Source organism: Rhizobium sp. 16-488-2b (assembly GCF_017741815.1).
Taxonomy (GTDB): domain Bacteria; phylum Pseudomonadota; class Alphaproteobacteria; order Rhizobiales; family Rhizobiaceae; genus Rhizobium.
The window spans coordinates 1-17,585 of record NZ_JAGHMF010000016.1; the positions used below are offsets into that span (position 1 = coordinate 1).

The window sequence follows — 17,585 nt, forward strand, 5'->3', positions numbered from 1 at the left end:
TCGCCGCCCGGTCGACCGCCTGCAGGATAAGCTCGAGATTGAACGACATCTTCAATTCACAGACGACCACGACCGGCGGCTCGCTTTCGCTCAAGCCCACGACATCGCAGGTCGCGACCTCCCCCTTCACGACATACCCCGCCGCCTCCAGAAAGGCCTTCACCGGCAGATAGAGCGAGGTCTCCATCGCAACGCTTACGGATTGAGATCGGCGATCTCGCCGAACTGCGCCAAGAGCCGTGGCGACAGCATGTCGCCGGTCTCTTCGTCGACCGTGATGGCATAGGCCGCGACGCCCGCGAAGCGTTCCGCCATGGCGGACGCGATCTTCTCCGCGCTGATCGGGTTCGACGCCTGCCGCATCTCGCCCGGCACCAGCTTGCCGCGATTGCTGCGGTAGGGGATCACGATAAACTTCTCACCAGTGGACACGCGCAGGATTCCCGATTGATCGTTCCTGAAACGTTCTGATTTGGGGGCGGATGTCAAGTGGCCGGCCCCTCGGCTTCGCCGCCACCCCCGCCGACATTTGCGGCAGAGGCAGCATCGCGCCCGCCACGACACGCGCACCGGCATGCCGAATATGCTATATGCCGCCGATAAGATGAGCCGGCGAACCGGGAGGAGACCACCAGTGACCCACAGCCTCGACCGCCCTGCCTGGAACGCGCTTCTGACCGTGCATGCCGATCTCGCCGAAGGCGGCCCGCTCGCGATGCGCTACCCCACCTCCATCGTCCCCTTCGCCGCCCCGCGCGACGACACGCCGGCGAGTCTGGCAGCGCTGGCCGCCCTTTCCGCGCCCGGTGAGATCATGGCGCTGGTCGAGGCCGGCCCGATCATCGTGCCTGATGGCCACGATGTGCTGATCGAAAGCACGCTCGTCCAGATGATCGGCGACCGTCCCTACGAACGCATCGACGACATGAGTATCGTGCCGCTGACACCTGACGATGCCGAGGAGATGCTGGCGCTAGCGCTGCTGACCAAACCCGGCCCCTTCACGCTCGGCGCCCAGCGCCTCGGCACCTTCTGGGGCGTCAGGATCGACGGCCGTCTGGCGGCCATGGCCGGCCAGCGCATGCGCCATCCCGGCCTCTCCGAATTGAGCGGCCTCTGCACCCACCCCGATTTCCAGAAACGCGGCCTCGGCACCCTCCTCTTCCGCTTCGTCGCCGGCGAGATCACGGCGCGCGGTGAAGAGGTATTTCTGCACGCCTATGCCAGCAATACGGGGGCGATCGCGCTCTACGAGCAGCTGGGTTTCAGGCTGCGTAGCCGGATGAATGTGACGATCGTGCGGCGGCGGGGGTGAGGTTTCTGCGGGTGGAGTTAGGTGATCCGCTGGCGTTAGCGCCAGCATTACCCCCCTCTGCCCTGCCGGGCATCTCCCCCACAAGGGGGGGGAGATCGACTCGTTGTGACGGCATCCCTAGACAATGAGGATGGAGCGAGCGGCCGCTCCCAGCCGATCTCCCCACCTGTGGGCGAGATGGCCGGCAGGCCAGAGGGGGGTATCACACCCACCAACCTCGCAAACAACTAGCGGCCGACCTCAAGCAGCCCGCGTCGCGCGCTTGCGCGACAGATGCGCCACCACGTTCTCGATCATCCGCATGCCGGCATCGCCGCCGAGCGTCATGATCGATTCCGGATGGAACTGCACGGCCGCGATCGGTTCCTTGGCGTGCTCGATGCCCATGATCGTGCCATCCTCGCTCTCCGCGGTGATGATGAAATCGCGCGGCAGGGTCGAGGGGTCGGCGAAGATCGAGTGGTAGCGGCCGACGGTCACTTCCTTGCCGAGGCCGGAGAATACCAGGCCCGGCTCCAGCACGCGGATGCGCGACGGCTTGCCGTGCATCGGCAATGCAAGATGGCGGAGTTCGCCGCCATAAGCCTCGGCGATCGCCTGCAGCCCCAGGCAGACGCCGAAGATCGGCAGGTTGCGGGCCCGCGCCTTCTTGATCGTCGCCTTGCAGTCGAAATCCTTGGGGTTGCCAGGACCGGGCGAAAGTACGACGAGATCGGGATCGAGCCGGTCGAAAATCTCTTCCGGCACCGGCGAGCGCACGGTCGAAACCTCGGCACCCGTCTGGCGGAAATAATTGGCCAGCGTATGCACGAAGCTGTCTTCGTGGTCGACGAGCAGGATCTTGACGCCCTTGCCCACAGTGGCGACGTCGCGGCTGGCCTTGGCCGTATTGCCGGCCTTGGCATCGCGGATGGCGGAGAGCATGGCGGACGCCTTCAGTTCGGTTTCGGCTTCTTCTTCGTGCGGGTCGGAATCGTTGAGCAAGGTCGCCCCTGCCCTGACTTCGGCAATCCCGTCCTTGATGCGCACGGTGCGCAGCGTCAACCCCGTATTCATGTCGCCATTGAACCCGACCATGCCGATCGCCCCGCCATACCAGGCGCGCGGGCTCTTCTCATGGCTCTCGATGAAGCGCATGGCCCACAGCTTCGGCGCGCCGGTGACGGTGACCGCCCAGGCGTGAGACAGGAAGCCGTCGAACGCGTCCATGTCGTCGCGCAGGCGTCCCTCGATATGGTCGACGGTGTGGATGAGGCGCGAATACATCTCGATCTGCCGGCGGCCGATGACCTTGACCGAACCCGGCTCGCAGACGCGGCTCTTGTCGTTGCGGTCGACATCCGAGCACATGGTGAGCTCGCTCTCGTCCTTCTTGGAGTTCAAGAGCTTCAGGATCTGCTCGCTATCGGCGATCGGATCGTCACCGCGCTTGATCGTTCCCGAGATCGGGCATGTCTCGATGCGGCGGCCGGAAACGCGCACGAACATCTCCGGCGAAGCGCCGACCAGATATTCCTGGTTTCCGAGATTGATGAAGAAGGAATAGGGCGATGGATTGATCGCCTTCAGGCGCTTGGAAATATCCGAAGGCTTGCTGTCGCAGCGCTCCATGAACTTCTGCCCGGGCACGACCTCGAACAGGTCGCCCTTGCGGAAGCTCTCCTTCGCCTTGGTCACCAGCTCGGAATATTCGCCGGGGCGGTGATCGCTCTTCGGCGGAATGGTGTCGGTGCGCTGGAACGGCTCGACCGGAATATCGCCGGCCTTGCCCTCGGTCGACAACCCGCCCTTTTCGAAATCGTAGCGGTCGATCCAGGCCTTGGCCGAGTAATTGTCGACGACGAGGATTTCATCAGGGAGATAGAGCACCATGTCGCGCTGGTCGGAGGGACGCGTCAGCTTCAGGTTGATGGCGTCGAACTGGAAGGCGAGATCGTAGCCGAAGGCGCCATAGAGCCCGAGGCTGGCATCGGCCTGCGAATAGAAGAGATCGGTAACGGCGCGCAGCACGGTGAAAACAGTCGGGATCTTCGAGCGCTCTTCCTCGGTAAACGCCCGGTCCGGCGCCTTCACGGTGAGGTCGAGCCGCCGCTTGGTCGAAGCGCCGAGCTCGAGCTCTGAGATCGTCTTCAGCCGCTCGGTGACGAAGCCGAGGATGACCTCGCCGCGCTCGTTATAGGCGTCGATCCAGACCTCGCGGCCGTTGCAGGAGATGCCGAGCGGCGGATCGACCACGGCGGTATCCCAGCGCGTATAGCGGCCCGGATATTCGTAGTTCGACGAGAACACCGCCCCACGGCGCTCGTCGAGCTTGTCGATATAGGAGGAGACCGCATCGGCATAAGGGATCGCCCGGCGCTGCCGCGTGACCGTGATGCCACCCTTGGTCTCGTAAATCTCCGCTCCGTCATCCCTGATGATCGTTACCATTGCTTCACTCCGTTATCGGCCCGGATGACAGGCGGCCTTAAAAACAAAAAAGCCGCCTGGTGTTTTCCGGGCGGCTCATCGTCGTCTTTGGACACGATTGGTCGAGGCCGCCTTAGCGAGCCCACCACCAGATTGCGATGTTCAAGGACATGTTCATGGGCGGAATTGTTAGCGTGAGATGAGAGCCAGCGCAAGAGGCGAATGCGGCCAAGAAAAAGGGCGCCCCGGAGGCCGCCCTTTCGATTGGTTTAGAAGCGCTGGGTCAGCGAGATTTTGAAGGTGCGGCCCGGCTCGGAATAGTATTCGCGAGGCTGCGAGCCGCCGGTGCGGACCGAGGCGTAGTCGTAGTAGGTCTTGTCGAAGACATTGTAGATGCCGGCGTTGATCTTCAGACCCTTGATCTGCTCGGGCTCCCACCATGCCGTCAGGTCGACGATGCCGTAGCCCGGCGTGCTGAAGTAGCTCGTCGAGGTCGCGGTTCCGATTGTCTGGCCGCGCGCATGCTTGACGCCCGTCCAGTCGAGGCCAACACCCCAAGTCTCGGTGTCGTATCCGACGCTGACAACGGCCTTGAGTGGCGTGACCGACTGCAGGAAGGTCTTCGTATCGAGGTTGTTGCCTTCCGCATAGGCCAAGCCGGCCAAAGCGCGGAAGCCGTTCGAGAAGCGCTTGTGAACGGAGATTTCCGTACCGAAGATCTCCGCGTTCGCCACGTTGTTATAGGTGGTGATACCACCCTGCGGATATTGCGACAGTGTATAGCCACGGGCGGCAGCCTGCGCGGCGTTCAGGCTCGTCGTGTCGATGAAGTTGCGGTAGCGGTTGTAGAACAGGTTCACGCGACCACCGAAATCATCGTCACCCAGCTTGGCGCCGACTTCGAAACCGTTGCTGGTTTCAGACTCCAGATTGGGATTGCCGAGGCGCAGGTAAGTGCCAGGCCCGCCGAAGTTTGCGAACAATTCGCCAGCGGTCGGTGCACGGAAGCCCATGGCCCACTGACCATAGAGCAAGACCTGATCGTTGACTTCCTGTTCCAAGCGGAGCTTTGGCGAAACGGCTGTGTCGCTGAAGCTGTTCGGCAGCGACGGGTTGCTGGCGTTACGATCGAAGGCATCGGTCATCTTCGGATCATGGCTGATCCAATCGAAGCGGATACCCGGTGTAGCAGAGAACCCGGTGTCGCCGAACGAAATCTTGTCGTCGAGATAGAGGCCGATACGGCCGGTCTCAACCTTCGGCGTGTCGGCCTGATTGGTGTGCAGGTTGGAGCACGCCGAGAAGCCGGTCGGATAAGCGCCGCTCGGCAGCGGTGCCGGGCAATTGTCGTAACCGGACGAATACTGCTCGGTCGTCGCGTGGGCCAGATCGAAGCCGAAGACGATGTTGTGATCGAGGTAACCGGTATCAACGTTCTTTTCCAGGGCACCGACGAGACCGATCGTGCGTTCGTCATACTCGTTCAAACGACCGATCGGGCCGATAACCGACGTAGACCGATAGCCGTTATATCCTGTACCGCGCGTCTGATCCTGCCAGTAAAGCGACGCCCAAGCAGAATCCACGAGGCTGTCGTCGCTCTCTGACTGGAACTTGTAGTCCAGCGAGACGCGGTCGCGAGCCGACGCGTCGTTGGTGAAGTAGTTCCCGGGCAGATACTGATCGCGCGACGTCAGAACCCTCAGCTGGTTGGTCTTGGCGTCGGTATCACGATCTTTGCGATAGCTTTCCGCCGTCAGGCCGATCGTGTGGCCGCCTTCGAGCTGCTGGCGCAGCTTGAACAGCAGGTTGTGCTGATCATAGTCGGAAGGGTTCGGCGCCGTGCGGGTCGGACCGTATGTATCAACGGTTCCCTGGCTGTCGGTCTGCTTGCCGGTCTTGTAGCCGCCCTGGAACATGATCGAGGTATTTTCGATACGCTTGGCGATGGCGGCGGACGGCGAGGAGCTCTTGTCGGAGCTGTCATAGGTGTACTTGACGATGCCGCCCCAATCGCGACCTTCCTCGATCAGGTCTTCCGGCTCAAGCGTGCGTACGGCCAAGACACCGCCGAGCGCTCCACCGCCGGCGCGGCTCGAATCGGCGCCGCGCAGGACGTCGACGGCCGAGAGCGACGAGAAGTCGAAGGTATCGACACCACCGGTCGCGCTGCGTGTCGCGTCCGAAAGGAAGGTCAGCGGAATGCCGTCCACGGTGGTCAGCACGCGGCTGCCTTCGAGACCGCGAATGTTTACGCCACCCGTGTTGCGGTTGAAATTGACGCCCGGCTCGGCAATGCGGCCAAGATCGCTGATGCTGGTGATCTGCTTGTTTTCGATCTGAGCGGCCGTCGTCTCGGTCGCCAGCGGCGTGTCGGTGGCGCTGCCCGGCGCCGGCGCGGACACCCGCTTGCCCTTCACAACAATCTTCTGCAGCGTCGTTTCGCCGTCGCTCGTGGCAGCCGGCGTCGTCGTCTGCGCGCTCTGCGCCAGCGCCTGCGAGACCGGACCAGCGCAGACAAACGCCGCGCTCACCAAAAGCGCCGAGCGCCAATGTCGGATAACCATAATCAACCCCTCAATGAAAAAAGTACCGGGCTGGCTGGTCGTCGCGCATCCGCGCTTGGAGGGGCTGGCTAGGTGTTGAGGCGAATAATTCCGCCTTCTTCTTGCCGCATAAAAAACATGAGTATAGTTGTCAATATATGTCGCCGAGATATCATGATCTAAATGGTCATGTTTTAACGATGCCGATCAACGTTGCGAAATTGCAACGAAATCCGCCCTCATACGTTGTTATTTCGCTGGGAATAAAACGATGGATGGATGCGTGAAGAAGACAGGCCAGATCGCGACAGCACTCCTCTGCCTCATCATGTTGACCGGCGCCGGCCTGCCCGAGACCGGCCCCAAACCGGAAGTAAAACCCGGCGACAAACACGTCGAACAGCAGGCCGACGACCCCGCGAATGTGGATGTCGCACCCAAGCCGCAGCCCAAACCGGGCTCCAAGCCAGACGTGACGGAACCCGATGCGCCCAGCTCCGATGTTCCAAAGCCGGACACAAAACCCGGCGAGAAGACCACCGAAGGCGACCAACCCACCCCCTCCTCCGACACGTCAGCGAAGGACGCAGCCGCGCCCAAGCGCGAGGTGCAAGGCCCCAACCTCCCCGACAAGAACCCTCCCGATAAGCAGACGCTCGAGGCCCAGCATCTGACGATCGAGCCGGAAAGCGATGCCGACCACTCCGAATGCGTCAAGGAGCTGCAATCACTCGGCGTCGTCTTCACCGATCTTGGCCGTATCGACGACGGCAACGGCTGCGGCATCGACAAGCCGATCAAGGTGACCGAAGCCCTGCCCGGCATCAAGCTCAAGCCGGATGGCGTCTTCCGCTGCCCGGTGGCGCTGGCGCTTGCCCGCTGGATGAAGGGAACGGTCATCCCGGCCGCTGCCATTGCCGCCGCCGATCAGGGCCGCATCACCACCGTCAACCAGGCCTCCTCCTATATCTGCCGCCTGCGCAACAGCGCCGAGACCGGCAAGATCTCCGAACACGCGCGCGGCAATGCGGTCGATATCGCAAGCTTCAGCTTCGAAAAGGGCGAGGATATCGCGGTCAAGCCGAGGCGCGAGGATTCGACCCTGATCGGCGCCTTCCAGCGCACCGTCAGCGCCGCCGGCTGCCTCTATTTCACGACGGTCCTCGATCCCGAAAGCGACGCCGCCCACGAGACCCACTTCCATCTCGACGTCCTGCAGAGGAAGGGCGGATATCGCTATTGCCATTGATTTTCAAAGGCCTGGCGCCGGATCAGGAATCAGGATGCGAAGCCGCTCACTCAATCCGTCAACACGCGCTCCGCCTCGACGAACGCCGAGAACGAACGCTTGAGATCGCCGAGATCGCCATCAGTGATCAACACCAGCACGCTGCCGCTCACCCCTTCCGGCCACGCATCGAGATGGATCGGCTTGTGGATGATATGCTGCACGCCATGAATGACGACGGGCGTCGGATAACCCTCGATGTCGAGAATGCCCTTTACGCGCAGCAGCCGGTTACCGTGCCGGTTGACCAGCATCGACAGCCACGTCGAGAACCGCGGCCATGAGAGCGGCCTGTCGGCGGTGATCGAAACCGAGCGCACCGAGCCATGCGAGTTGACATCACCGGTCGGCGGATGCGCGTGGTCGTGATAGCGCTCGGCGGCGATCCAGCGGCGCACCTCGCCCGACCGCGCGCCGAGATCGTGAATATCCTCGGTGATGAGAAGCGCACTCGGCATCTGGTCAAGTGAGCCGATCTCGGTCCGCGCCGCCGGGTTCATCTCGGTTAGCAACGCCAGCAGGTCGTCCATCGCGCCGGTCTCGGCGATATCGCTTTTGGTCACGACGATCCGGTCGGCGACAGCCACCTGCCGGGCGCTCTCGTTATAGGTCGCAAGGTTGTGGCGCCCGTTCGGCGCGTCCACCACGGCAATGATGTTGCCCATCGAGAAATGGTATTTCAGCATCAGGTCGGCCGTCAGCGTCGCCACGATCGGCGCCGGATCGGCCAGCCCCGTGGTCTCGATCACCAGCCTTTTGAACGGCGCGATACGCCCCTCTTGCCGCTTTTCGAACAGCGACAGGATCGCCTGCTTGAGATCGCCACGGATCGTGCAGCAGATGCAGCCGCTCTGCAGAAGCACCGTCTCGTCGTCGATCGTCTCCACCAGAAGATGGTCGATCCCGACACTGCCGAACTCGTTGATGATGACGGCGACATCGGAAAGATCGGGCTCGCGCAACAGCCGGTTGAGCAGCGTCGTCTTGCCCGCGCCGAGAAAGCCGGTGAGAACGTTGACGGTAATCGGGCCGGCGGGCGAAGAACTCACCGGCCGCTCTCCATCTTGAGCATCACCGAGGCATCGAGCGGATCGATCGCGCGGCCTGCAAGCGTTTCGGCGAGCGGCCAGAGCTCGCCCATATGGCCGACAACAACGCTGCGACCGGTGCGGCCGTGCAGCGTGTAGCGATCGTTCCAGACCTTCAGCCTCAGGCCGTAAAGCCCGAGCGCCCGGTTGGCCGCCTCCGCCTGCCGGTAGCGCTCGGCGGCGGGCGCCAGAAGCGTGGCACTTCCCGCGCCGTTACTCCAGTGATCGCCGGCGCCCAGCGCGCCGCAAAGACCGCACATGACGTGCTCCTTAGGGCTGCGGCCGCGCCGTGCCGCTACGCGGATAGCGCTTGGCGAAATCGGCCGCGATCTCTTCCATGGTCACGAACTTCACGCCATCGAACTTGCGGATATGCTCGAAGATGCGCTCATGCATCTTCAACACATGCGGCTTGCCGGAAACATCAGGATGGATCGTCAGCGGATAGACCGCGTAGTCGTAATTCTCGTAGATCCACTCGAACTGGTCGATCCACATCTGCTCAATGTCGCGCGGGTTGACGAAGCCGTGGCTGTTCGGCGACGCCTTGATGAACATCATCGGCGGCAGGTCGTCGAGATACCAGGAGGCCGGGATCTCGATCAGATCGGTCTCTGGACCCTGCACATAGGGCTTCATCCAGTGCGAGGGATGCTTGGAATAGTCGATCTTCGTCCACTCGTCGCCGACGGTCACGTAGTAGGGATGGTGGTCGTTGTGCATCAGCGAGTGGTCGTAGAGCACGCCCTTCTTCTTCAGAAGCTCGTTGGTCTTGGAGCCGAACTCCCACCATGGCGCGACGTAGCCGCGCGGCGGCTTGCCGGAAAGCTTGGTGATCAGGTCGACGCACTTGTCGAAGATCGCCTCTTCCTGCTCCGGCGTCATGGCGATCGGATTCTCGTGGCTGTAGCCGTGCATGCCGATCTCGTGGCCGGCATCGGCCACCTGCTTCATCTCGTCCCAGAAGGTCTCGATCGAATGGCCGGGAATGAACCAGGTGGTCTTGATGCCCCACTTCTCGAACATCCGCAGCAGGCGCACGCTGCCCACCTTGCCGGCGAACACGCCGCGAGAGATATCGCAAGGGCTGTCTTCCCCGCCGTAGGAGCCGAGCCAGCCAGCCACGGCGTCAACGTCGATCCCGTAAGAAACCAGTATTTCCTTCGCCATTCTCTCTTCCTTCTGTCAGGTCAATGTGCGCAGCAGAGACGCCAACTGAAGACGTGGCATCGCGGCTCTGATCTGCCGCGCAAGCCAAGCAGTTGGAATCCTTGGGCATCAACCTAGACCGAGAATCGCGTGCATCGCAAACGGTTTTGTCGCGATGCAGCAGGCGCTAGAACAACCCCTCGACCGCGCCGTCTTCATTCAGATGAATGCACTCGGCGGCCGGCGATTTCGGCAGGCCGGGCATGGTCATGATCTCGCCGGTGATGACGACGACGAAGCCGGCGCCGGCGGATAGTCGCACCTCGCGCACCGAAACAACATGCCCCTCCGGCGCGCCGCGCAGGTTGGGATCGGTCGAGAAGGAATATTGGGTCTTGGCGATGCAGACGGGCAGATCGCCATAGCCCTGCTCTTCCCAGACCTTCAGCTGGTCGCGCACCGTCTTCGGCACGCTCACCTCGCTGGCGTGGTATATCTGAGCGGCGACTTCCTCGATCTTTTCGATGAGCGGCATGGAGTCGGGATAGATCGGCGCGAAGTTGGCAGCGCCGGATTCCGCCATCTCGACAACCTTCCAGGCCAGCTCCTCGATGCCAGCCGAGCCTTCCGCCCAGTGGCGGCAGACGATGGCTTCTGCGCCGAGGTGCGCGACATACGCCTTCACCGCCTGCACTTCGGCATCCGTGTCGGAAACGAAGTGGTTGATCGCGACCACGACGGGAACGCCGAACTTGCGCACATTGGCCACGTGACGGCCGAGATTGGAGCAGCCGCGCGTCACGGCAGCGACATCCTCGCGCCCGAGATCACCCTTGCCAACGCCGCCATTCATCTTCAGCGCCCGCACGGTCGCGACAATCACCGCCGCATCCGGCTTCAGCCCGGCCTTGCGGCACTTGATGTCGAAGAATTTCTCCGCGCCGAGATCGGCGCCAAAGCCCGCCTCGGTCACCACGTAGTCGGCAAGCTTAAGCGCCGTCTTGGTGGCGATGACGGAATTGCAGCCGTGGGCGATATTGGCGAACGGGCCGCCATGCACCAGCGCCGGATTGTTCTCCAGCGTCTGCACCAGGTTCGGCTGCATCGCATCCTTGAGAAGCACGGCCATGGCGCCATCGGCCTTCAGGTCGCGCGCGAAAACCGGCGTCTTGTCGAAGCGGTAGCCGATAATGATGTTGCCGAGGCGCTCTTCGAGATCCGTAAGATCAGAGGCCAGGCACAGGATCGCCATCACCTCAGAGGCGACCGTGATGTCGAAGCCGCTCTCGCGCGGAAACCCGTTCGAAACCCCGCCGAGCGACGCGACGATCTCGCGCAGCGCCCTGTCGTTCATGTCCATCACGCGCCGCCAGGTAATGCGGCGCACATCGATATCGAGCGCGTTGCCCCAGTAGATGTGATTGTCGATCATCGCCGACAAAAGGTTATGCGCCGCCGTAATCGCGTGGAAATCGCCGGTGAAGTGGAGGTTGATATCCTCCATCGGCACGACCTGCGCATAGCCGCCGCCGGCCGCCCCGCCCTTGACCCCGAAGCAGGGGCCGAGCGACGGCTCGCGCACGCAGATGACGGCATTCTTGCCGATCCGGTTCAGCCCGTCGCCAAGCCCCACCGTCGTGGTCGTCTTGCCCTCGCCCGCCGGCGTCGGGTTGATGGCGGTGACGAGGATGAGCTTGCCATCGGGCTTGCCCGCCTGCGCGGTCGTGAATTCGGCGCTGATCTTCGCCTTGTCGTGGCCATAGGGCGAGAGCTGAGCCGCCGGAATCCCGAGCCTGTCGCCGATCTCGTAGATCGGCTTCTTCACCGCGGCACGCGCGATCTCGATGTCGGTTTTATACTCAGCCATGCCGCCCTCAGATCTATTTCGTCTCGTAGACGTCACGTTTATGCCAACGGAATGGTGAAATATACCGAAAGTTTGAACGCTGCGCCGGTTGCACACACCAGCCCGGACCTTCTATCACCAACGCATTGATTCAGCATTTACGGGGGTAAACCATGAAATCACTCGAGCTCATCGTCGAGCGCATCATTCTGTCCAGCCGCTGGATCCTTGTCGCCTTCTATCTCGGCCTGGCGATGTCGCTGGCCGTCTACGCGATCTCCTTCGCCTACAAGTTCTCCAAGGTGGCGATCAACGTCTTCACATATGACGAAGGCGAGATGATCCTGGCCATGCTCGGCCTCATCGACGCGGCGCTGGTCGCCAGCCTGATCGTCATGGTGATGATCTCGGGTTACGAAAACTTCGTAAGCCGCTTCGATGAAGGCGAAGCCGAATCCGATGTCTCCTTCATCGGCAAGCTGGATTCCGGCAGCTTGAAGATCAAGGTCGCCTCCTCGATCGTCGCCATCTCGTCGATCCACCTGCTGCAGGTCTTCCTGAATTCGAACCAGTTCACCGACAGCAAGATCATGTGGCTTACGGCCATGCATCTCGCATTCGTGGTCTCCGCCGTCATGCTCGGTTTCCTCGAACAGCTTATGAAAAAGGCCAAGGATAGCTCGAAGATTTAGAGCATAGTGATTCGCGGGCGGCTTTGCCGCCTGCGACATATGGCGCAAGGAAAATCCTACTCTTTTGATTTGCGGTTGCGCACAATTCGTGCGTGCAGCGCACCAAAAACGATACCGGGTTGATTCACATGTATCTAAAAACAACCAGACGGGGATTTTTCGTGTTTAAATTATAACACATTAATCTAATCACTGTGCGCCGCACAATTTCTGACTAGCAAATATATCAGATAGTCGATTTTATGGCGGAAGTTGTAGGCGGCAGGAATTTGTTAATGTCTTACGTAACTACCTCTGAGAGGCAGTCAGTATTGACGGCTGAAATCGCGGCCGTGAAGACACGGCCGGCTTTCACCCAAGCTCTGGTACGCATAGCCGAAGCCTTCGGCTTCAAATACGCGACCTTGATGGACGCCCCGACACCAGAGAGCTTCCTGCTTAAGTCGCTGCTGATCGAAAGTAATCTTCCAGCCGCCTACATCAATAGATTCGACCGCGCTCGCTTCATGCAACTGCCCATGTTTTCGACGGGTGTAGCCAGCTCTGCCTTGCCGCGACATTGGAGCATCTCCGACAAGACTACTGTTCTTCCCGTAGAATTTCGCGAGCTGAAGATCGACTTCGACATGCGCGTCGGCATCTCTTTCCCAAGCTACACCGCCGATGGCCAACGGCTGCTTTTCTGGTTCTCCGGCACGCGTGCAGCGCTCGGGCAAGCAGAAGTCAACGAGCTTACCATGATTATCCTGCACGCGATCGACGCCTTCAATCTGGTGAAATCAGCCCAGACCAATGAGCACCCGCCCCTTTCGGCGCGCGAGCGTGAAGTTGTGCGCTGGACATCGCAGGGAAAGACCTCGATCGAGATCGGCCAGATCCTGTCGCTATCGGACCACACGGTCAACGCCTACATGACCAGCGCCATCAGGAAGCTCGATTGCGTCAACCGCACCCAGCTGGTCGCCAAGGCGATCCGCTACAAGCTGATCACCTGACGCCACGCCGTATATAGCGCCGCCAGAGCAGCGCCACCGGCCTCGCCCTTAGCGGCCAAGCACCGCGCGCATCTCCACCAGGTTCGAGCGCACTCTCAGAATATAAAAGCCCATGGTCGCCAGATGGCTCGGCATGATCCAGCCGTCCTCGCGACCGTTGGAAATGATCGCCGGCTGGATGCGCAGCGCCGCCTGGAATTGTGCGTTCGTGGCACCATAGAGCGCGCCAAGATTGCGCTCGGCAATCACCCGCGAAAAGTCCGATTGGGCAGCCGCCAGAATGGCGTAGTAGCCGTAGAGCTGGCCATAGGCGAACCAGAAGCGATCGTCGGCGCGCGTGTCGAACCAGCCGCTCGCATGGTTGGCCGAGCGCTCCGCCAGCATGTCGGCGGTGCCGCCGAGATCGTTGGCGATACGGTCGATGAACTGGATGAGGTTGTCGGCGCGCGTATCGAAGACTGCGTTGCAGTTGGAGAGATCCGTATTGAACTTGCGTAGGCTGTCGATCGCCGAGCGATAATAGCTTGGCGTCGGCGTCTTCGGGCCGAACGGATTGAGCCCGAAATACCAGCTGTACTCATCGAACTGCAGGTTGCCACGCGCGCTCTGCAGGTCGTTGTTGATGCCGGAGGTGCCGCGCACGCGGCCCAGCGTATCGACGAGCTCCGCCGAGGTGCGGCGCAAGGCCTGGTTCACGCCGCGCTGGAACGAGGCCTTGTTGTCAAGAAACGGCGTGTGGTCCCAATCGATCCCGAAGAAGCCGAGACGATAGAGCAGCATGGAAGAAATCCATGAGTTCTGGTTGACGTTGAAGTCAGTGAGATCGGCCGTGACGTCTACGATCGCCGAGCGCTGGCAGGTCTTGGCCGCAGGCGTGGTCGCACCCTCGGCGGGCGGAACTTCCTGGCCAACCTGAACCTTGCGTTCGGCAAGCTTGTACTGATCGACGAAGGACGGGTTGAAGCCGGTCCACATCTGCGTCTGAACGAAGAAATAGCCGTACATCAAGACGAGCAGCGCTAGCACGCCGATGACGGGAAGCCGGACCAGCCAGCTGCGGCGACCATACCAGCCCCGCGCGGCCATGAACGGCCAGAAGGCCCAGGCCACGAAAAGTCGCGCCCAACGACCAATCGCCCGGCCGATCGATCTGAAAAAACCGGAGATTCCGTCAAGCATCGCCCATTCCCCTCTGCATCCAAAAGCGCGTGTTTCACCCGCTCTCAAATATGCATCCGCATCCGAAACGGCAACATCGTGCTGATATTATTGTTTCTTCGGCCTATCCTGGAGGCGCATTGGCTTAGAGGCGCGGCATCCGGAAGCGCAGCCGCGAGGAGATCTTCATCGTGTCGATCAAAGGCGCACCCGGCACATCCTCGTTCTGATGCGCATAGGCCGGAAACTTCTTGCCGAACTGCGCGTCGGCGGTGCGCTTGCGATGCTCGATCTCCTGCGGCAGCAACATGTCGCGCTCGAAGAGAACGATGGCATCGGCAATGCTGGGAAACAGTTCCGAAGAAATCTGCACCTTGGAGCCCGGGATGTCGGTATCGACCTGCGCCTGATAGATCAGCAAGCGCTCTTCCGTATCGATCATCAGCTTGCGCATCAGCGTGTTGCACTGGCCGATCTCGGTGTTCAGCCCATCCACCAGAAGCTGGAATATCCCGATGAAGCGCTCGCGCCGCTGGCTCTCGTCGCGCAGCTCGTGCTCGCGGGTGGAGACCTCATCGGCCTGCGCCTTCAGCGCCTTGCGCTCCTCTTCCATCCGATCCCACTCGGCCTTGCTGCCATAGACGCCGATGCGCCCCTGCGTCGTCAGCGCCTTGGCATTGAGTTCCTTGATGCGGATGCGGGCGATGTCGATCTCGTCGACCAATCTGCGACGGCGCTCGACGATATCGACCAGCCGGCGCTCGGCCTCCTTGTGGGCGGTGAGGACGACCGCGCGGTGGCGCGTGATCAGTCCCGCGACGCTGTCGGACTTCACCATGAGGTCGCGCAGCCGCTCGACCACGGGAGCCGCCCTGACACGGCTGCTGTGACGCCGCCACATGCGCTGGCGCGAGAAATGTCCGATGAACCGCTCGGTCGCCGTCAGCCCGCGAAAACTGTCGAGATCCGACGACACCCTGACGGTCATCGCATCCAGCGTCGCCACCAATTCGGCAAGCAGCTCCGCGAGGTTCCTGGCGTCTGTCGCAAAGCCCTGGAAGCGCTCGTTTTCGACCAGAAAGCGCTCGTCGTCGATCTCGGCAGGATGGCGCGCGAACTCGCCGACGAAATCGGCGCAGGTCTTGACCTTCACCGGCAGTTCGTCGGCAATCGCACTGGCTGCATCAAATGTGGTGTCAAACGAAACAGGCTTGCGCACCTGATATCCCCGGGGAATCGAATGCCGTCAAACTAAAGCCGTTCATTCTCAAATGGAAGAAGCCTATTCGACCGCCTCGGCGACCCATTCGCCGTTCATGGCGTCGTCCCAGTGGCGGCGGCAGAGAGACACGTATTTTTCGTTGCCGCCGACCTCGATCTGCGCCCCTTCCCGCGCCACCGCGCCATTGCCGTCGAGGCGCACGACCATCGTCGCCTTACGGCCGCAATGGCAGATGGTGCGGACTTCGCGCATCTCGTCGGAAATCGCCATCAGCTCCTGCGAGGCGGGAAACAGCTTGCCCTGGAAATCCGTGCGCAGCCCGTAGACCATGACGGGGATATTCAGCCGGTCGACGACGCGCGCCAGCTGCCAGATATGCTCGCGGGTCATGAAATGCGCCTCGTCGACGAAGACGCAGGCGATGGGCTCGCCCGCAGCCCCCTGCTCGGCGATCAGCGCCAGGAGATCGGCATCCTGCTCGAAGGCGACAGCATTGGCCTGCAGCCCGATCCGCGAGCCGATGATGCCCCTGCCCGCCCGCTCGTCGAACGCCGCGATCAGCAGGAGAACGCGCATGCCGCGCTCCTCGTAATTATACGCGGCCTGCAGCAGCATCGTCGATTTGCCGGCATTCATCGTCGAGTAGTTGAAGTAGAGCTTCGCCATTGCATTCTCCGTCTCTCCGCTTCTTGAAAGCTCGATACGATCAAGAAAACCCCCGGCCGTCGTTAATCACAGAAAATTGCCTGAAAACCCCTTCAAAACTGACAAAATTCAAGCGATCCATTAAATACGGCACGTCGCAATCGGATACCGCAATGCGGCGCAAACGCACTGAGGTCGCTTGTAAAACTCGGCTATTGGTGATTGGCTTGGGAACGTAAGACTGGGAGTCTATAAATGAAAACGACAAGCGCATTCAAACTGATCACTGCCACAGCCGTTGCTGCACTCTCTGTCGCAACCGCCGCATATTCCGCTGATCCCGCCAGCTGCTCCACCGTCCATCTGTCGGATGTGGGCTGGACCGATATCACCGCGACAACAGCAACCGCATCCGTGATCCTCAAGGGTCTCGGATACACCCCCGACGTGAAGGTTCTTTCCGTACCGGTCACCTACCAGTCGCTGAAGAACAAGGACATCGACATCTTCCTCGGCAACTGGATGCCGACGCAGGAAAAGGACGTTCGTCCCTTCATCGACGACAAGTCGGTCGAATCCTTCGGCCCGAACCTGACCGGCGCGAAATACACATTGGCGACCAACGCCAAGGGCGCCGAGCTCGGCATCAAGGACTTCAAGGACATCGCCGCCCACAAGGAAGATCTCGAAGGCAAGATCTACGGCATCGAGCCGGGCAATGACGGCAACCGTCTGGTCATGAACATGATCGAGAAGGACACCTTCGGCATGAAGGGCATGGAGGTCGTCGAATCCTCCGAGCAGGGCATGCTGGCGCAGGTTGCCCGCGCCGAGAAGGCCGGCAAGCCGGTCGTCTTCCTCGGCTGGGCACCGCATCCGATGAACGAAAACTTTAAGCTTACCTATCTCACGGGTGGCGACGACGTTTTCGGTCCTGACTTCGGCGGCGCCAAGGTGTTCACCAACGTTCGCGCCAACTATCTGACCGAATGCCCGAACGTCGGCACCATGCTCAAGAACATGGTCTTCTCTCTCCCGATGGAGAACCAGATCATGGGCAAGATCCTGAACGACGGCGACGAGCCGGAAAAGGCCGCGACGGAATGGCTGAAGGCCAATCCGACGGCGATCGAGCCGTGGCTCGCAGGCGTCAAGACGCTTGACGGCAGCGGCGACGGCGTTGCCGCCGTCAAGAAAAGCCTCGGCCTCTGATATCGAGTACGGGGTGGCTC

Annotated in this window: 15 protein-coding genes and 1 pseudogene; 5 read left to right on the forward strand and 11 right to left on the reverse strand. The window is 61.4% G+C overall.

Annotated features, from left to right (window positions below; translation table 11 throughout):
• Together J5286_RS15735 and J5286_RS15740 are read right to left on the reverse strand one after the other, a co-directional pair.
• Positions 1-187 (reverse strand): annotated as a pseudogene (locus tag J5286_RS15735) (hypothetical protein); the annotation flags it as partial.
• A gap of 8 nt (positions 188-195) precedes the next feature.
• The gene (locus J5286_RS15740; protein WP_183899375.1) at positions 196-432 is read right to left on the reverse strand and encodes a hypothetical protein; all 237 of its coding nucleotides are present in this window, start codon (positions 430-432) and stop codon (positions 196-198) included.
• A 202-nt stretch (positions 433-634) separates the two neighbouring features.
• Between J5286_RS15740 and J5286_RS15745 the strand changes: the two genes are divergently transcribed.
• Complete coding sequence (locus tag J5286_RS15745; RefSeq protein ID WP_209191219.1) at positions 635-1,315, forward strand: GNAT family N-acetyltransferase; 681 nt, start codon at positions 635-637, stop codon at positions 1,313-1,315.
• A 240-nt stretch (positions 1,316-1,555) separates the two neighbouring features.
• Here the strand turns inward: J5286_RS15745 and J5286_RS15750 are convergent, their stop codons facing one another.
• On the reverse strand, positions 1,556-3,745 hold the full coding sequence (locus J5286_RS15750) for an anthranilate synthase (protein WP_209191220.1): 2,190 nt from the start codon (positions 3,743-3,745) through the stop codon (positions 1,556-1,558).
• A 248-nt stretch (positions 3,746-3,993) separates the two neighbouring features.
• Entirely contained in the window at positions 3,994-6,291 is a 2,298-nt protein-coding gene (locus J5286_RS15755; protein ID WP_209191221.1) for a TonB-dependent hemoglobin/transferrin/lactoferrin family receptor, read from the reverse strand.
• Between the two features lie 250 nt (positions 6,292-6,541).
• Between J5286_RS15755 and J5286_RS15760 the strand changes: the two genes are divergently transcribed.
• Entirely contained in the window at positions 6,542-7,519 is a 978-nt protein-coding gene (locus tag J5286_RS15760) for an extensin-like domain-containing protein (protein ID WP_209191222.1), read from the forward strand.
• 50 nt (positions 7,520-7,569) lie between these two features.
• Here the strand turns inward: J5286_RS15760 and J5286_RS15765 are convergent, their stop codons facing one another.
• From J5286_RS15765 to J5286_RS15780, 4 genes are all read right to left on the reverse strand, one after another.
• A complete protein-coding gene (locus J5286_RS15765; RefSeq protein WP_209191223.1) occupies positions 7,570-8,607 on the reverse strand; it encodes a CobW family GTP-binding protein in 1,038 nt (345 codons plus the stop codon).
• Positions 8,604-8,906, reverse strand: coding sequence for a hypothetical protein (locus J5286_RS15770; protein WP_209191224.1), 303 nt, complete (start codon positions 8,904-8,906; stop codon positions 8,604-8,606). Before J5286_RS15770 ends, J5286_RS15765 begins: the two co-directional genes overlap by 4 nt.
• Before the next feature lie 10 nt (positions 8,907-8,916).
• A complete protein-coding gene (locus J5286_RS15775) occupies positions 8,917-9,816 on the reverse strand; it encodes a polysaccharide deacetylase family protein (protein WP_113237280.1) in 900 nt (299 codons plus the stop codon).
• Positions 9,817-9,982: 166 nt separating this feature from the next.
• Entirely contained in the window at positions 9,983-11,662 is a 1,680-nt protein-coding gene (locus tag J5286_RS15780) for a formate--tetrahydrofolate ligase (protein ID WP_209191225.1), read from the reverse strand.
• A gap of 152 nt (positions 11,663-11,814) precedes the next feature.
• Between J5286_RS15780 and J5286_RS15785 the strand changes: the two genes are divergently transcribed.
• Both J5286_RS15785 and J5286_RS15790 read left to right on the forward strand, forming a co-directional pair.
• On the forward strand, positions 11,815-12,333 hold the full coding sequence (locus tag J5286_RS15785) for a TIGR00645 family protein (protein WP_209191226.1): 519 nt from the start codon (positions 11,815-11,817) through the stop codon (positions 12,331-12,333).
• Positions 12,334-12,608: 275 nt separating this feature from the next.
• Positions 12,609-13,328: a helix-turn-helix transcriptional regulator gene (locus J5286_RS15790; protein WP_209191227.1), complete on the forward strand. Its 720-nt coding sequence runs from the start codon at positions 12,609-12,611 to the stop codon at positions 13,326-13,328.
• A gap of 48 nt (positions 13,329-13,376) precedes the next feature.
• On the opposite strand, the gene J5286_RS15795 is transcribed toward J5286_RS15790, so the two are convergent.
• From J5286_RS15795 to J5286_RS15805, 3 genes are all read right to left on the reverse strand, one after another.
• Positions 13,377-14,507: a DUF2333 family protein gene (locus J5286_RS15795; RefSeq protein ID WP_209191228.1), complete on the reverse strand. Its 1,131-nt coding sequence runs from the start codon at positions 14,505-14,507 to the stop codon at positions 13,377-13,379.
• Between the two features lie 124 nt (positions 14,508-14,631).
• Positions 14,632-15,705 (reverse strand): hypothetical protein, encoded by a 1,074-nt coding sequence (locus J5286_RS15800; RefSeq protein ID WP_209191229.1) that lies wholly within the window; start codon positions 15,703-15,705, stop codon positions 14,632-14,634.
• 63 nt (positions 15,706-15,768) lie between these two features.
• On the reverse strand, positions 15,769-16,374 hold the full coding sequence (locus tag J5286_RS15805; RefSeq protein WP_112942960.1) for a thymidine kinase: 606 nt from the start codon (positions 16,372-16,374) through the stop codon (positions 15,769-15,771).
• A 234-nt stretch (positions 16,375-16,608) separates the two neighbouring features.
• Between J5286_RS15805 and J5286_RS15810 the strand changes: the two genes are divergently transcribed.
• Positions 16,609-17,565 carry a choline ABC transporter substrate-binding protein gene (locus J5286_RS15810; protein WP_018897314.1) on the forward strand — a complete coding sequence of 319 codons (957 nt, stop codon included), beginning with the start codon at positions 16,609-16,611 and terminating at the stop codon, positions 17,563-17,565.
• Positions 17,566-17,585 lie beyond the last annotated feature (20 nt).

What these genes read in the sequence shown, in the direction of transcription:
- J5286_RS15755 (WP_209191221.1), bottom strand. Translation starts at nt 6,291, where the DNA reads ATGGTTATCCGACATTGGCGCTCGGCGCTTTTGGTGAGCGCGGCGTTT.
- J5286_RS15785 (WP_209191226.1), top strand. Translation starts at nt 11,815, where the DNA reads ATGAAATCACTCGAGCTCATCGTCGAGCGCATCATTCTGTCCAGCCGC.
- J5286_RS15790 (WP_209191227.1), top strand. Translation starts at nt 12,609, where the DNA reads ATGTCTTACGTAACTACCTCTGAGAGGCAGTCAGTATTGACGGCTGAA.
- J5286_RS15780 (WP_209191225.1), bottom strand. Translation starts at nt 11,662, where the DNA reads ATGGCTGAGTATAAAACCGACATCGAGATCGCGCGTGCCGCGGTGAAG.
- J5286_RS15775 (WP_113237280.1), bottom strand. Translation starts at nt 9,816, where the DNA reads ATGGCGAAGGAAATACTGGTTTCTTACGGGATCGACGTTGACGCCGTG.
- J5286_RS15810 (WP_018897314.1), top strand. Translation starts at nt 16,609, where the DNA reads ATGAAAACGACAAGCGCATTCAAACTGATCACTGCCACAGCCGTTGCT.
- J5286_RS15750 (WP_209191220.1), bottom strand. Translation starts at nt 3,745, where the DNA reads ATGGTAACGATCATCAGGGATGACGGAGCGGAGATTTACGAGACCAAG.
- J5286_RS15760 (WP_209191222.1), top strand. Translation starts at nt 6,542, where the DNA reads ATGGATGGATGCGTGAAGAAGACAGGCCAGATCGCGACAGCACTCCTC.
- J5286_RS15805 (WP_112942960.1), bottom strand. Translation starts at nt 16,374, where the DNA reads ATGGCGAAGCTCTACTTCAACTACTCGACGATGAATGCCGGCAAATCG.
- J5286_RS15795 (WP_209191228.1), bottom strand. Translation starts at nt 14,507, where the DNA reads ATGCTTGACGGAATCTCCGGTTTTTTCAGATCGATCGGCCGGGCGATT.
- J5286_RS15770 (WP_209191224.1), bottom strand. Translation starts at nt 8,906, where the DNA reads ATGTGCGGTCTTTGCGGCGCGCTGGGCGCCGGCGATCACTGGAGTAAC.